At 71.4% G+C, this 14,462-nt stretch carries 12 protein-coding genes and 1 riboswitch; of the genes, 11 read left to right on the forward strand and 1 reads right to left on the reverse strand.

Features of this window, described 5'->3' with window-relative positions; genetic code table 11:
• Positions 1-127: 127 nt before the first annotated feature.
• Positions 128-1,348 (reverse strand): MFS transporter, encoded by a 1,221-nt coding sequence (locus VMF70_09150; protein ID HTT68183.1) that lies wholly within the window; start codon positions 1,346-1,348, stop codon positions 128-130.
• Positions 1,349-1,388: 40 nt separating this feature from the next.
• Between VMF70_09150 and VMF70_09155 the strand changes: the two genes are divergently transcribed.
• The 11 genes from VMF70_09155 to VMF70_09205 all read left to right on the forward strand — a co-directional run bounded on the left by VMF70_09155 (position 1,389) and on the right by VMF70_09205 (position 14,449).
• Entirely contained in the window at positions 1,389-2,684 is a 1,296-nt protein-coding gene (locus VMF70_09155) for a VWA domain-containing protein (protein ID HTT68184.1), read from the forward strand.
• A 31-nt stretch (positions 2,685-2,715) separates the two neighbouring features.
• Positions 2,716-3,285 carry a YggT family protein gene (locus VMF70_09160; GenBank protein ID HTT68185.1) on the forward strand — a complete coding sequence of 190 codons (570 nt, stop codon included), beginning with the start codon at positions 2,716-2,718 and terminating at the stop codon, positions 3,283-3,285.
• The gene (locus VMF70_09165; GenBank protein ID HTT68186.1) at positions 3,279-3,572 is read left to right on the forward strand and encodes a DUF167 family protein; all 294 of its coding nucleotides are present in this window, start codon (positions 3,279-3,281) and stop codon (positions 3,570-3,572) included. The genes VMF70_09160 and VMF70_09165 overlap by 7 nt, the downstream gene beginning before the upstream one ends.
• A 109-nt stretch (positions 3,573-3,681) precedes the next feature.
• Positions 3,682-3,756, forward strand: a riboswitch (SAM riboswitch).
• Between the two features lie 43 nt (positions 3,757-3,799).
• Positions 3,800-7,501, forward strand: a complete 3,702-nt coding sequence (gene metH, locus VMF70_09170; GenBank protein HTT68187.1) for a methionine synthase — start codon at positions 3,800-3,802, stop codon at positions 7,499-7,501.
• Entirely contained in the window at positions 7,494-9,329 is a 1,836-nt protein-coding gene (locus tag VMF70_09175) for a bifunctional homocysteine S-methyltransferase/methylenetetrahydrofolate reductase (GenBank protein ID HTT68188.1), read from the forward strand. Before metH ends, VMF70_09175 begins: the two co-directional genes overlap by 8 nt.
• Positions 9,330-9,543: 214 nt before the next feature.
• A complete protein-coding gene (locus tag VMF70_09180) occupies positions 9,544-9,978 on the forward strand; it encodes a hypothetical protein (protein HTT68189.1) in 435 nt (144 codons plus the stop codon).
• Entirely contained in the window at positions 9,975-10,358 is a 384-nt protein-coding gene (locus VMF70_09185) for a prepilin-type N-terminal cleavage/methylation domain-containing protein (protein ID HTT68190.1), read from the forward strand. Before VMF70_09180 ends, VMF70_09185 begins: the two co-directional genes overlap by 4 nt.
• Positions 10,355-11,215, forward strand: a complete 861-nt coding sequence (locus tag VMF70_09190) for a hypothetical protein (protein ID HTT68191.1) — start codon at positions 10,355-10,357, stop codon at positions 11,213-11,215. The genes VMF70_09185 and VMF70_09190 overlap by 4 nt, the downstream gene beginning before the upstream one ends.
• Complete coding sequence (locus VMF70_09195; GenBank protein HTT68192.1) at positions 11,212-12,147, forward strand: hypothetical protein; 936 nt, start codon at positions 11,212-11,214, stop codon at positions 12,145-12,147. Before VMF70_09190 ends, VMF70_09195 begins: the two co-directional genes overlap by 4 nt.
• The gene (locus VMF70_09200; protein HTT68193.1) at positions 12,122-13,252 is read left to right on the forward strand and encodes a hypothetical protein; all 1,131 of its coding nucleotides are present in this window, start codon (positions 12,122-12,124) and stop codon (positions 13,250-13,252) included. The genes VMF70_09195 and VMF70_09200 overlap by 26 nt, the downstream gene beginning before the upstream one ends.
• Before the next feature lie 42 nt (positions 13,253-13,294).
• Complete coding sequence (locus VMF70_09205; protein ID HTT68194.1) at positions 13,295-14,449, forward strand: acyl-CoA dehydrogenase; 1,155 nt, start codon at positions 13,295-13,297, stop codon at positions 14,447-14,449.
• Positions 14,450-14,462 lie beyond the last annotated feature (13 nt).

Consider the following 14,462-nt stretch of genomic DNA (forward strand, 5'->3'; position numbering starts at 1 on the left):
GCGAGACGTGAGGGGCCAGTCCCGTTGTCAGTACTGACCTCTGGACTGGCCCCTGATTGCTCACGACTGGTAACCACTTCCCCCTGGCGACCGGCAACTGACCTGCCCATTGCCATCCGAGCCCTGATCACTTCAGCAGCGGCACCTCCGGTACCCGCCGCCAGATCACCAGCGAGGACAGCCCGCAGACCAGGCCGCCCACGGCGACGGCCATGGGCGCGCCGAGGTGCTCGGCCAGCCACCCCGCCTGGAACGCCCCGAACGGCGCCATCCCGAGGAACACGAACGCGTAGAATCCCATCACTCGCCCGCGCAGGGCGTCGGGCACGATGGTCTGCAGCAGCGTGTTGGTCACCGCGTTGTTGAGGATCATCGCCGCGCCGGCCAAGGCCAGCGCCGGCAGGGCCAGGGCGAACGCGGGCGCCGCCGCGAACGACACGAGCGCGGCGCCGTAGATCGGCCCGGTCCACATCAGGATGCGCCCCTTGCCCACCCGCGGCCCGAACATGGCGAGGCCGAGGGCCGCGATCACGGCGCCGACACCGACCGAGGCGGACATGAACCCCAGCCCCGACGGCCCCACCCGGAGCACGTCGCGCGCGAAGACCGGCATCAACACCAGGAACGGGAAGCCGAAGACGCTGACGACCGCCATCATGCCCACCAGGGCCAGAACGCGCCGGTCGCGCCTCACGAAGCGCGCACCCTCGCGGAACTGCGCCCACCCGTCGCCCGAATGATCGGGACGAACGAACGGCGCCAGGCGCATCTTCAGCAGGCCCCAGATCACGGCCACGTACGACACCGCGTTCAGGAAGTAGCACCAGCCCAGGCCCACGGCGCCGATCAGTATCCCGGCCAACGAGGGCCCCACGACGCGCGCGGCGTTGAAGGCCGACGAGTTCAGGGCGATGGCGGTCCCCAGGTCCTCCCGGCCCACCATCTCGATCACGAACGCCTGGCGCGCCGGCGTGTCGAAGGCGTTGACGGTGCCGAGGAAGACGGCGATCGCCGCCACCTGCCACAGCGCGATGCGGTGCGTCCAGATCAGGATCGCCAGCACCAGGGCCTGTAGCAGCGACAGCGTCTGGGTGAGCACCACCAGCCGGCGCTTGTTCACGCGGTCCACGAACACGCCGGCCGGCAGCGACACGAGCATGATGGGCAGCGAGCCCAGGGCGCTCACCAGGCCGACGTAGAACGGAGAGTTGGTGAGCTCGAGCACCAGCCAGCCCTGGGCGACAATCTGCATCCAGGTGCCCACCAGGCTCGTGCCCTGACCGAAGAAGAACAGCCGGAAGTTGCGGTGGCGGAGAGCTCCGAACGGCGAGGCGCGTGGTGCGGGCATTGCCGGAATGTGGGGCCCCGACGAGCTTACGGGGAGCCCCGTGCGCTACACGACCTTCTCCAAGTACATCGACCAGCTGGCCGATGCGGTCAATCTTCAGGACCTGCTCGACCAGCTCGCCGACTTCCTGCTCCAGTCCGGATTCGCGGGCGGCGCGGGCGAGCGCCTGTGGGGCGAGGGCGGCGAGGAGCAGGGCGACCGCTCCCTCGCCGCGCTCCACGACGCCATCCTCGAGGCGCTGAAGAACTCCGGCATGCTGACGCCGGACATGCTCAAGGTCCTGCGCGGCGAGAGCACGGGCGACGCGGATCGCGACGCGGAGCTGGAGCGCCAGCTCGCCGAGCTGCTGGACGCCATCGTGCAGCGCCTCATCGAGCAGGGCTATCTCAGCGTCGCCGAGGCGCCGCGCATGCCCGGCGGCCAGGAGCTGGTCGAGGGGACGGAGGGCCAGGCGCGCTCGGCCGCGCAGCAGGTGCACTTCAACCTCACCGAGAAGGGCATCGACTTCCTGGGTTATCGCGCACTCCGCAACCTGCTCGGCAGCATCGGCCGGTCGAGCTACGGCAGCCACGAGACGCCGTACCTCGCCACCGGCGTCGAAGCCGAGGGCGTGAGCCGGCCGTACGAGTACGGCGACACGATGAACCTCGACGTCATCGCGACCCTGCTGTCGGCCATCGAGCGCGAGGGACTCGGCGTGCCCCTCGACCTCGAGTACCGGGACCTGATGGTGCACCAGGCGGAGTACCGCTCCAGCGCCGCCACCGTGCTGATGCTCGACTGCTCCCACTCGATGATCCTGTACGGGGAGGATCGCTTCACCCCGGCCAAGAAGGTCGCGCTCGCCCTCACCCACCTGATCCGCACCCAGTTCCCGGGCGACACGCTGCGGGTGGTGCTGTTCCACGACTCGGCGGAGGAGATCCCGCTCGCCAAGCTGGCGCACGCCCAGGTCGGGCCGTACCACACCAACACGGCCGAGGGCCTCAAGCTCGCGCGCCGGCTGCTGCTGGCCCAGCGCAAGGACATGCGCCAGATCATCATGATCACCGACGGCAAGCCGTCGGCCCTCACCCTGCCGGACGGCCGCGTTTACGTGAACTCGATGGGGCTGGATCCGAGAATCTTGCAGGCCACCTTCCGCGAGGTCGCCCTGTGCAAGCGCAGCAACATCATGATCAACACCTTCATGCTGGCGCGCGACCGGATGCTGGTGGACTTCGTCAAGAAGGTCTCCGAGATCTGCCGGGGAAAGGCGTACTTCACCAACACGATGACCCTCGGCCAGTTCATCCTCATGGACTTCATGAAGCGCAAGACGATGCGGGTCAGCTGACCCGCACGCCGAGCCGCGCCGGCGCCACGCCGTGATCGACCTCGCCGTGCTGCTTCGCTACGTCGTGTTCGCGGCCGCCGCCGCCGCCGTGCTCGGCGGCTTCGGCGCCCTGGCCGTGCAGGCACGCGCCATCAACCCGTTCGGCCGCACCGCCCGCGCGATCCGCGCCTTCACCGATCCGCTGCTCGCCCCGATCGAGCGCCGCATCCTGCTCACCGGCGGCAATCCGCAATCGGCGCCGTGGTGGCTGATCGCGATCGCGGTCGGCGGCGGCATCGTGGTGATCGCCGCCGTCGCGTGGGCCGCCGGCCAGGCCCGGTCGCTGGCGGCGGCCGCCAGCCTCGGCCCCGGCTACGCCGCGCGACTGGCGGTGTACTGGGCGTTCAACGTCGTCATCCTGGCCCTGGCGGTGCGGGTCGTGGGCTCCTGGATCGGAGCGTCCCGCTACAGCCGCTGGATGCGCCCGTTCGTCTTCCTCACCGAGTGGCTGCTCGCGCCCCTGCGCCGCATCGTGCCGCCTCTGGGCAGGTTCGACCTCACGCCGCTGGTCGCGTGGTTCCTGCTCCAGCTCGTGCGGGACTGGGTGCTGCGCGCGTGGTGACGCCGTGGCTGCGGGAAACCGCCCGCGGCCTGAGCATCGCCGTCGTCGTCACGCCCCGCGCCTCCCGCAGCCAGGTGGCCGGCGTCGCCGGGGACCGGTTGCGGATCCGCGTCGCCGCCCCCCCGGTCGAGGGAGCCGCGAACGAGGAGCTCACCCGGTTCCTGGCCCGGACGCTCGGGCTGCCGCGGACGGCGGTGACGGTGGCCGCCGGCGCCGCCGCCAGGCGCAAGACGATCCTCGCCGAAGGGATCGGCGCGGACGCCGCCCTCCGCCTGCTGACCGCCTAGCCGGCCCGTTCCGGGCCTGCGGCCCGCCGGCCGTGGCGTGCGTCCGGGCGGGCCAGCGCCGGTGGGAGGGTGGCGCGGCCGGCGGTGGCCTGGTTAAGTTGCCCCTACAACCGAACCTCGTGGCGATTTGCGGCGTATTGCGGCCACGTTAAACATTCCGCTAAAAAGCCGGCCTGGTGGTGCCTGCTTTCGGCGCCGCCGGGCTTTTCGATTGTGGAGACTCCGGAGTGGGGACAGCGGACCGACGCGAACAGCTGCAGCGCGCCCTTGCGGCGCGGATCCTGGTGCTCGACGGCGCGATGGGCACCATGATCCAGGGCCGCGGCCTGGGCGAGGACGACGTCCGCGGTGCGCGCCTGCGCTCGCACCCGGTGCCCCTCCAGGGCAACCTCGACCTCCTGTCGCTCACCCGGCCGGACGTGGTCGAGGCGATCCACCGCGCCTACTTCGAGGCCGGCGCCGACATCGCCGAGACCAACACGTTCACCGCGAACGCGATCGCGCAGGCGGACTACCGCACCGTGGACCTGGTGCGCGAGCTCAACGTCGCCGCCGCGACGGTCGCGCGCCGCGTGGCCGACGAGTTCACCGCCCGCCGGCCGGACCGGCCGCGCTTCGTGGCCGGCATCCTGGGGCCCACCAATCGCACCGCGTCGCTCTCCCCCGACGTCAACAACCCGGGCTACCGCGCGGTCGACTTCGACCAGCTGGCCGCCGCCTACGGCGAGCAGGCCGAGGCGCTGCTCGAGGGCGGGGTCGACCTGCTGATGGTCGAGACCGTCTTCGACACGCTGAACTGCAAGGCCGCGCTGTTCGCCATCCGCGCCCTGCTCGAGCGGCGCGGGCTCGACGTGCCCGTGATGGTCTCCGGCACCATCACCGACCGGAGCGGTCGCACCCTCTCGGGCCAGACCGTCGAGGCGTTCTGGAACTCGATCCGCCACGCCGGCCTGTTCGCCGTCGGGCTCAACTGCGCGCTGGGAGCGCGCGACCTGCGGCCCTACGTCGAGGAGCTGGCACGGATCGCCGACGTCCCGGTGAGCTGCCACCCGAACGCGGGACTGCCGAACCCGTTCGGGCAGTACGACCAGGGGCCGGCCGAGATGGCGGAGCTGCTCGGAGAGTTCGCGGCGAGCGGGCTCCTCAACATCGTGGGCGGCTGCTGTGGCACCACGCCCGCGCACATCGCGGCCATCGCCGGCGCGGTCGCCGGCCTGCCGCCGCGCCGCGTGTCCCCGGTTCCGCCCCACACCCGGCTGGCCGGCCTCGAGCCGCTCACCATCGGCCCGGACACCCTGTTCGTGAACGTGGGCGAGCGCACCAACGTCACCGGCTCCGCCAGGTTCGCCGAGTGCGTCAAGCGCGGCGACTACGAGGCCGGGTTGAAGATCGCGCGGGAGCAGGTGGAGAACGGCGCCCAGGTGATCGACGTCAACATGGACGAGGCGCTCCTGGACTCGGTCGCCGCGATGCGGACCTTCGTCAACCTGGTCGCGGGCGAGCCCGGGATCAGCAAGGTCCCGCTGATGATCGACTCGTCCCGCTGGGAGGTGATCGAGGCCGGGCTGAAGTGCCTTCAGGGCAAGGGCATCGTCAACTCGATCAGCCTCAAGGAGGGCGAGGAGGCGTTCCTCGCGCACGCGCGGCTGGTGCAGCGCTACGGCGCCGCGGTGGTCGTGATGGCCTTCGACGAGCGCGGCCAGGCGGACACGTACGAGCGCCGGGTGGAGATCCTCACGCGGGCCTACCGGCTGCTCACCGACCGGGCGGGCTTCCCGCCCGAGGACGTCATCCTCGACCCGAACGTCTTCCCCGTCGGAACGGGGATGGCCGAGCACGCCAGCTACGCCGTCGACTACCTGCGGGCCTGCCGCACCATCAAGGAGACACTGCCCCGCGCTCTGGTGTCGGGCGGGGTGAGCAACCTCTCGTTCAGCTTCCGCGGCAACCCCGCCGTGCGCCACGCCATGCACTCGGCCTTCCTGTTCCACGCGCGCCGCGCCGGCATGGACCTCGGGATCGTGAACCCGAGCCAGCTCGCGGTCTACGACGACATTCCCAAGGACCTGCTGGAGGCCGTCGAGGACGTGCTGTTCAACCGCCGCGACGACGCCACCGAGCGGCTGATCGCCCTCGCCGAGCACGCGGCGGGCGCCCCGAAGGCGGCGCGCACCGAGGAGTGGCGCAGCTGGCCGGTGGAGCGGCGGCTCGCCCACGCGCTGGTGGAGGGGATCCTCGACCACGTCGAGGCGGACACCGAGGAGGCGCGCCGGGGCCGCGCCCGCGCCATCGAGGTGATCGAAGGGCCGCTGATGGACGGGATGAACGTGGTGGGCGACCTGTTCGGCGCCGGCAAGATGTTCCTGCCCCAGGTCGTCAAGAGCGCCCGCGTGATGAAGAAGGCGGTGGCGTACCTGGTGCCCTTCATCGAGCGGGAGCGCGCGGCCGGCGGCGGCGCGCCGCGCACCAACGGCACCATCGTGCTCGCCACCGTGAAGGGCGACGTCCACGACATCGGCAAGAACATCGTGGGCGTGGTGCTGCGGTGCAACAACTACGAGGTGGTGGACCTCGGGGTGATGGCCCCCGCCGCCACGATCCTCGAGACCGCGCGCCGCGTGAACGCCGACGCCGTCGGCCTCAGCGGCCTCATCACGCCCTCGCTGGACGAGATGGTCCACGTGGCCGGCGCGATGCAGCGGGAGGGCTTCACCATCCCGCTGCTGATCGGCGGCGCCACCACCTCACGGGTCCATACGGCGGTGCGCATCGAGCCCGCGTACCACGGCCCCACCGTGCACGTGGCCGACGCGTCGCGGAGCGTGGGCGTGGTGGCCAACCTCCTCAGTCCGGAGCGGCGCGCGGAGTTCGTGGCGGGGGTGCGCGGCGAATACGGCCGCCTGCGCCGCGAGCACGAGGCGCGGAGGGCCGACGGGCGCCTGGTGGGCCTCGCCGAGGCCCGTCGCAACAAGCTGCCGCTTCGGTGGGACGGCTACGCCCCGCCGCAGCCCGCGGTCGAGGGCGTGCGCTGCCTGGACGACATCCCTGTGGAGGATCTGGTGGCGACGGTGGACTGGACGCCGTTCTTCGCCGCCTGGGAGCTGCGCGGCCGGTATCCCGACATTCTCGACGATCCGGTGAAGGGAACCGAGGCGCGACGGCTGTTCGACGACGCCCGGCGCCTGCTCGAGCGCGTCGCCGCCGAGCGGCGCGTGCACGCGCGCGCCGTATTCGGGCTCTTCCCCGCCAACAGCGTCGGCGACGACGACCTCGAGGTCTACGCCGACCGCGGCCGCAGCCGCGTCCTCGCGGTGCTGCACCACCTGCGCCAGCAGATGGAACGGCCGCCCGGCCGGCCCAACCTGTGCCTGGCCGACTACGTCGCGCCGCGCGACTCCGGCCTCCCGGACTGGATCGGCGGGTTCGCCGTCACGGCCGGCTTCGGGGTGGACGAGCTGGCGGCGGAGTTCGAGCGCGCCCACGACGACTACTCGGCCATCCTCGCCAAGGCGCTCGCTGACCGGCTCGCCGAGTCGCTGGCGGAGCAGCTCCACCAGCGGGTGCGCCGCGAGTTCTGGGGCTACGCCCCGGCGGAGTCCCTCGACAACGCGGGGCTCATCGCCGAGCGGTACCGGGGCATCCGCCCCGCGCCGGGATACCCCGCGTGCCCGGACCACACCGAGAAGGCGGCGCTGTTCTCCCTGCTCGACGCCACGGCCCGCACCGGCATCCGCCTGACCGAGAGCTGGGCGATGTGGCCCGCGGCCTCCGTCTGCGGGTGGTACTTCGCGCATCCCGAGGCGGCCTACTTCGGCCTCGGGCGCATCGGCCGCGATCAGGTGCACGACTACGCCCGCCGCAAGGGGTTCGACGCAAGGGCGGCGGAGCGCTGGCTGGGGCCGGTGCTGGGGTACGATCCGGATGCCTGAGCGCACGCTGCGGGACCTGATCGACGACGGGCGGGTGCACCTGTTCGACGGTGCGATGGGCACGATGCTGTACGCCCGCGGCGTCTTCATCAACGTCTGCTACGACGAGCTGTCGCTCAAGGCGGCCGACCTGGTGCGGGAGATCCACCACGCGTACGTGAAAGCCGGCGCCGAGATCCTCGAGACCAACACCTTCGGCGCCAATCCGATCAAGCTCGGACACTACGGGCTGGCGGAGGACACCCGCGCGATCAACCGCCGCGCCGCCGAGCTCGCCCGCGAAGCCGCCGGCGCGCGGGCGCTGGTGACCGGCGCCATCGGCCCGCTCGGCGTCCGGCTCGAGCCGTTCGGGGAGACCTCGCGCGTGGACGCGTTCGAGCTGTTCAAGCGGCAGGCCGAGGGGCTGCTGGAGGGCGGCGTCCACGGCTTCGTGCTCGAGACCTTCTCGGACCTCGACGAGATCCACGAGGCGCTGCGCGCGGTGCGGGCCGTCTGCGACTTGCCGGTCGTGGCCCAGATGACGATCCAGGAGGACGGCGCGACGGCGTACGGCAGCGATCCCGAGACGCTGGCGCGCGCGCTCGACGAGTTCGGGGCCGACGTGATCGGGCTCAACTGCTCGGTCGGGCCCCAGGGGGTACTCGAGGCCATCGAGCGGATGGCGCGTGTCACGTCGCGACCGCTGTCGGCGCAGCCCAACGCGGGTCTCCCGCGGCAGGTCGGCGACCGCAAGATGTACATGGCGTCGCCCGAGTACACCGGCGAGTATGCCAAGCGGCTGGTGGAGGCGGGCGCGCGGTTCGTGGGCGGCTGCTGCGGCACGACGCCCGAGCACGTCAAGACGATGGCGGCCTACGTGCAGAGCGTGTCGCCGCGTCAGGTCATCGCGGTGTCGGCCGAGCCGGTGGTGGCGCCCACCGGGGTGGAGCCGGTGCCGCTGGCCGAGCGGTCGCGCTGGGGCCGCAAGCTCGACGGGGGCGAGTTCCTCACCACCGTCGAGATCGTGCCGCCGCGCGGCGTCGATCCCGCCACGATGCTCGCCGGGGCCCGGCAGCTGAAGGGCGCCGGCATCGACGCGATCAACGTGCCGGACGGCCCCCGCGCCCAGAGCCGGATGGGCGCGCTGATGAGCGCGCTCCTGATCGAGCGCGAGGTCGGCATCGAAACGGTGATCCACTACTGCTGCCGCGACCGCAACCTGCTGTCCATGCTGTCGGACCTGCTGGGGGCGGCGGCCCACCGGCTCAGGAACCTCCTCATCATCACCGGCGACCCGCCGAAGATGGGGCCCTACCCGGAGGCCACCGGGGTCTTCGACATCGATTCGATCGGCCTGACGAACCTGGTCCACCGCCTCAACCACGGCCTGGACCCGGGCGGCAATCCCATCGGAGCGCCGACCGCGTTCGTCATCGGCGTCGGCGTCAATCCGGCTGCCGTGGACCCCGAGCGGGAGCTCAAGCGCTTCGCCTGGAAGGTGGATGCCGGGGCCGACTTCGCGATCACCCAGCCGGTCTTCGATCCGGAGCAGCTCGAGCGATTCCTGGCCCGGGCCGAGGGCTTCCGCATCCCCATCATCGCGGGCATCTGGCCCCTCGTCTCGCTCCGCAACGCGGAGTTCCTCGCCAACGAGGTGCCGGGGGTGTCCGTGCCTTCCACGGTGATCGAGCGCATGCGGCGCGCCCAGGAGCGTGGCAAGGACGCGGCGCTGGCCGAGGGCGTGGCGATCGCCCGGGAGATGCTCCAGCGGATCCGGCCCGCGGTCCAGGGGGCGCAGGTCAGCGCCCCGTTCGGCCGCGTGGGCGTGGCGCTCGACGTGCTCGCCTGAACGCGCGTCGCGCGGCTGCATCTTCTTGCAGCCCGGGCGCTTGCCGGTTGCACCGGCTGTCGGGCCTGTCCCCCGCCTCTCGTTTGTAGTAAAATGTAGCGCAAGGACTTAGGCCCAGGGACGCACTCGGCACGGACATTGCCCTTCATCGCTCCCGACGAACTCCTCAGCGTCTCGACCCAGAGCGCGCGAGTCCCGATGCGCCGACTCGACGGTGGCCGGCTTCACGATCTTCGAAGCCGTCCTGGTCATCATCATCATCTTCGTCGTGGTGGCCAGCCTGATACCCAAGGTCGGCCAGACGCTGGGACACGCCCGGGTGAACCGGTCGGCGAACGTGATCGCCGCCGAGTTCCTCCTGTCGCAGTCGCTGGCCGCGCGGCAGCATTCGCCGGTGATCATCGCGGTCGACGCGTCCGCGCTCACCCTGACGATCAGCCAGCCGCCGCCCAGCAACACGGTGCTGCGGACCTACGTGTTCGACATCAACTCGGACTTCAAGCTCGGCGCCCTGTCGGCCACGCCGGCCAGCGTGCAGATCATGCCCAACGGCACCGCCAACACCACCATGCTCGTGACGGTCGGCGGATCCGACTACTACCATCAGGTGCGCATCACCCAGGCAGGACAGATTCGCATCACCCGGTGAGGCCCGGCCTGGGCTTCACGCTGGTGGAGATCATGATGGCGGTGGTCATCTTCTCGGTCGTGATCCTGTCCCTGGTGGGCCTCTCGTTCCGGGTGGCCAAGTACTCGACCCGCGCCACGGACCAGGCGCTGGGCATGTCGACGCTGCTCGCCAAGGTGGACCGGGCGGCAAGCTCGCCCTTCGACAGCCTGCCCAACCTGGTTGGCTGCGACACGGCGTCCAGCGGGCTCTACCGGGTCGTCGGCTGCACGGCGGTGACCATTCTCTCGCCCCGCCTCGACAGCATCCAGATCATCGTCGCGTCCACCCTGCCGAGTGCGCGGCCCGACACCATCAACATGCAGCGGGGCAAGGAGCGTCGCCCCGTGCCGCTGCGATGAGCCGGCGGCCGGCCGCCGGACGCGCCCGCGCCGGCTTCGTCCTGGCGGAGCTGCTGGTGGCGATGCTGATCGCCGCCCTCATCGGCGTGTCGCTGACGCAGCTCGTCATCTCCCAGTCGCGGTTCGTGGCCCTCCAGGGCGCGATCATGCAGGCGCGCGGCGGCGCCCGCGCCGCGCTCAACGTGATGGCGGGCGACCTGCGGATGCTGAGCGACAGCGGCCTGGTGGCCGCCGCCACGGACTCCGTCACGGTGCGGGTGCCCTACGCCTTCGGCGTCGCCTGCACCCAGGTGAGCGGCACGACCGTCGTCGGCCTGCTCCCCGCCGACTCCGCCGCGTACTTCTCCGCGACCGCCAGCGGCTACGCGTGGCGCGACTCGACCGGGAAGTTCGTTTTCGTCCAGCCGGCCACCGTCGCCGGCAGCTCCGGCAGCGCGTGCGGCGCGCCGTATCTCAGCAAGACGATCGCGATCCTGGGGGCGCCCGGCTGGCCGCCCCTGGCCGTCGCCGTGGGCCCCAACGACGTGCGCACGCCGCCGGGAACCGTGATCTATCTGTACCAGCTGGTGCGCTACGCCTTCGCGCCCTCCGCGCAGCTGCCCGGCAAGATCGGCCTGTGGCGCACCGTCCTCTCCACGGGCCAGCGCGACGAGCTGGTCGCGCCGTTCGACACCAGCGCCGGCTTCCAGTTCCTGGACAGCAGCTACACCGCCAGGGTGGCGGCACCGGCGGATCTCAACAAGGTCAAGGGGATTCGACTCGTCCTGATCGCCTCCAGCGAGCAGCCGCCCGAGGGTCGCGCCCTCCCGATGCTATTCAGGCTCACGACCGACGTCGTATTCCGGAATCACTCGTGACCGCCGCGCTCGGCGCCCAGTCCGGCACCGGCGGCCCGCGGGGGCGAGGAGCGTCGCCCCGTGCCGCGGCGATGAGCCGGCGGCCGGCCGCCGGACGCGCCCGCGCCGGCTTCGTCCTGGCGGAGCTGCTGGTGGCGATGCTGATCGCCGCCCTCATCGGCGTATCGCTGACGCAGCTCGTCATCTCCCAGTCGCGGTTCGTGGCCCTCCAGGGCGCGATCATGCAGGCGCGCGGCGGCGCCCGCGCCGCGCTCAACGTGATGGCGGGCGACCTGCGGATGGTGAGCGACAGCGGCCTGGTGGCCGCCGCCACGGACTCCGTCACGGTGCGGGTGCCTTACGCCTTCGGCGTCGCCTGCGGCCAGTGGAACGGACGGACCGTCGTCGGTTTGCTCCCCGCCGATTCCGCCACGTACTTCTCCGTGACCGCCAGCGGCTACGCGTGGCGCGACTCGACGGGGAAGTACGTGTTCGTCGAGCCGGCGACGGTCAGCCGCAACTGGGGGTGGGCGTGCAACTGGCCGCGCAGCAACCCGCCGATCCGGATCCTCGGGATGCCGGGCTGGTCACCCCTGGCCGTCGCCGTGCGTCCGAACGACGTGCGCACGCCGCCGGGAACCGTGATCTACCTGTACCAGCTGGTGCGCTACGCCTTCGCGCCCTCCGCGCAGCTGCCCGGCAAGATCGGCCTGTGGCGCACCGTCCTCTCCACGGGCCAGCGCGACGAGCTGGTCGCGCCGTTCGACACCAGCGCCAGCTTCCAGTTCCTGGACAGCAGCTACACGGCGCGCACCACGCCGCCGACCGATCTCACCGCGGTCAAGGGGGTGCGCCTGATCCTGGTCGCGGCCAGCGAGCAACCCCCCGAGGGCCGCGCGCTGCCCGTGCAGTTCAGGCTCACGACCGATGTGGTCTTCCGCAACCACTCCTAGCGGCGCCGCGCCCGGCCAGCGCGGGTTCGTTCTCGCCACGACGCTGCTCGTGACGACGCTGCTGACCGTCATGCTCGCCGCTTCGTTCCTGCTCGTCTCCGCCGAGCAGCGCACCACCGACAACTCGTTCGGCACGGCCCGCGCGCTCGCCCTCGCGCAGGCCGGACTCCAGAACTACTTCTCCCAGAACCGCGGGCTGAGCGACTCGTCGACCTGGGACTCGACCCGGATCCAGCTGGTCCTCGGCTATGCCGACGTCGTGGCCGTCAAGCTGCGGGCGAGCGGCGGCGCCAACGGCAGCCCGCTGTCGCTGTGGGTGGTGCGCTCCACCGGCGTCGCCACCAGCCCGGTGATGGCCGGCCAGACCCGCGGCTCCCGCACCATCGCGCAGTTCGCCCAGCTCAACGGCGGCGTGCTCCCGGCCCGGGCCGCGCTGGTCGCGCTCAACGGCGTGCGGATCGACGGTGCCAGTGCCTCCCCCGCCCCGGCGAACCCGCTCAGCGGCCACGACCTCGGCTCGATCCCTCCCTGCACGTCCCCCGGGGGCCTCGCGGCCGACACGTTCGCCGTCAGCGCGCCGAGCGGCCACTATCAGGCGGTCAACGTGCAGGCGCCGGCCGGGATCGGCGTGGAGACGGGCTACCCGTCCTGGAGCAACCTGTACGACTCCACCCACATCGACTGGACGGCCCTGACGTCGGGCAACTTCATCCCGGACTACACCGTCCCGCCCGGTCCGTGGCCGCCGGTCATGAACACCAACTACCTGGTCGGGTACGCCGCGGGCGACGTCACGATTCCCGCCGGCCAGCGACGCGGGCTGCTCGTCGCCACCGGCAACGTCACGCTGGCGCCGAGCGCCCACTGGGACGGGATCATCCTCGCCGGCGGCGTGCTGTACCCGAACGCCGCCGGCGCCATCGTCCACGGGATGGTCGTCACGGGGCTCAACCTGGCCCTCGGCCAGCCCGTCGCGCCGGACACGGTCCAGCCCGGCACCGCGCTCGTCCAGTGGACCTGGTGCTACACGCAGTCCTCGATCAACTCCCTGTCCGCCCTGGTTCCGCTCAGCAACGCGTGGGCGGACACCTGGACCACGTACTGATCCAGCGGGCCGTGACGCCCGCGGCTCCGGAGCCTCACCGTCATGGCCAACAGCGCGCCGCCGCTCACCGTCCTCTCTGAGGAAGAGCAGATGTTCCGCGAAGCCGTGCGCGGCTTCGCCGAGGAGCGGGTGCGCCCGCTCACGCCGCGAATGGACGAAACCGGAGCGCTCGACCCGTCGCTGATCCCCCCGTGCTTCGAGATGGGCCTGATGGGCATCGAGATCCCCGAAGCGCTGGGCGGCGCGGGCGGCACCTTCTTCCTCGCGGTGCTGGCGGTCGAGAGCCTGTCGCGGGTGGACGCGTCGGCCGCCATCCTGGTCGACGTGCAGAACACCCTGGTGAACAACTGCCTGCTGCGCTGGGCGAACGACGCGCAGAAGGCCCGCTACCTGCCGAAGCTGGCCGGCGAATGGGTGGGCGCGTACGCGCTCTCCGAGCCCGCCGCCGGCTCCGACGCCTTCGGCCTCGAGACGCGCGCCGAGCGGCGCGGCGACCGGTGGGTGCTGAACGGGCGGAAGCTGTGGATCACCAACGGCGCCGAAGCGTCGCTGTACGTCGTGTTCGCCAACGCCGATCCCACCAAGGGCTACAAGGGCATCACCGCGTTCATCGTCGAGCGCGCGTTCAAGGGCTTCGCCGTCGGCAAGAAGGAGAACAAGCTCGGCATCCGCGCCTCGAGCACGACCGAGTTGATCCTCGACGAGTGCGAGGTGCCGGCGGAGAACGTCCTCGGGGAAGCGGGCCAGGGCTACAAGGTGTCCATCGAGACGCTCAACGAGGGACGGATCGGCATCGGCGCCCAGATGATCGGCGTCGCGTCCGGCGCCCTCGAGGCGGCGATGGCGTACGGCAAGGAGCGGCGGCAATTCGGCAAGCCGATCGTGGACTTCCAGGGGGTCCAGTTCCAGCTGGCGCAGGCGGCCACCGAGCTGGAGGCGGCGCGGCTGATGGTCTACAACGCGGCGCGGCTCAAGGATGCCGGTCTCCCCTTCACCCAGCAGGCGGCGATGGCCAAGCTGTTCTCCTCGCAGGTGGCCGAGCGGGTGACCTCGCTGTGCGTCGAGCTGCTGGGCGGGTACGGCTACACCCGGGAGTACCCGGTCGAGAAGTTCTACCGCGACGCCAAGATCGGCACGATCTACGAGGGCACGAGCAACATGCAGCTCCAGACCATCGCGAAGCTGCTCCTGAAGTAGCACGCTCCGGCTT

Source organism: Gemmatimonadales bacterium, from assembly GCA_035502185.1.
Lineage (GTDB): Bacteria > Gemmatimonadota > Gemmatimonadetes > Gemmatimonadales > JACORV01 > Fen-1245.

What these genes read in the sequence shown, in the direction of transcription:
- VMF70_09150 (HTT68183.1), bottom strand. Translation starts at nt 1,348, where the DNA reads ATGCCCGCACCACGCGCCTCGCCGTTCGGAGCTCTCCGCCACCGCAAC.
- VMF70_09175 (HTT68188.1), top strand. Translation starts at nt 7,494, where the DNA reads ATGCCTGAGCGCACGCTGCGGGACCTGATCGACGACGGGCGGGTGCAC.
- VMF70_09190 (HTT68191.1), top strand. Translation starts at nt 10,355, where the DNA reads ATGAGCCGGCGGCCGGCCGCCGGACGCGCCCGCGCCGGCTTCGTCCTG.
- VMF70_09200 (HTT68193.1), top strand. Translation starts at nt 12,122, where the DNA reads ATGTGGTCTTCCGCAACCACTCCTAGCGGCGCCGCGCCCGGCCAGCGC.
- VMF70_09205 (HTT68194.1), top strand. Translation starts at nt 13,295, where the DNA reads ATGGCCAACAGCGCGCCGCCGCTCACCGTCCTCTCTGAGGAAGAGCAG.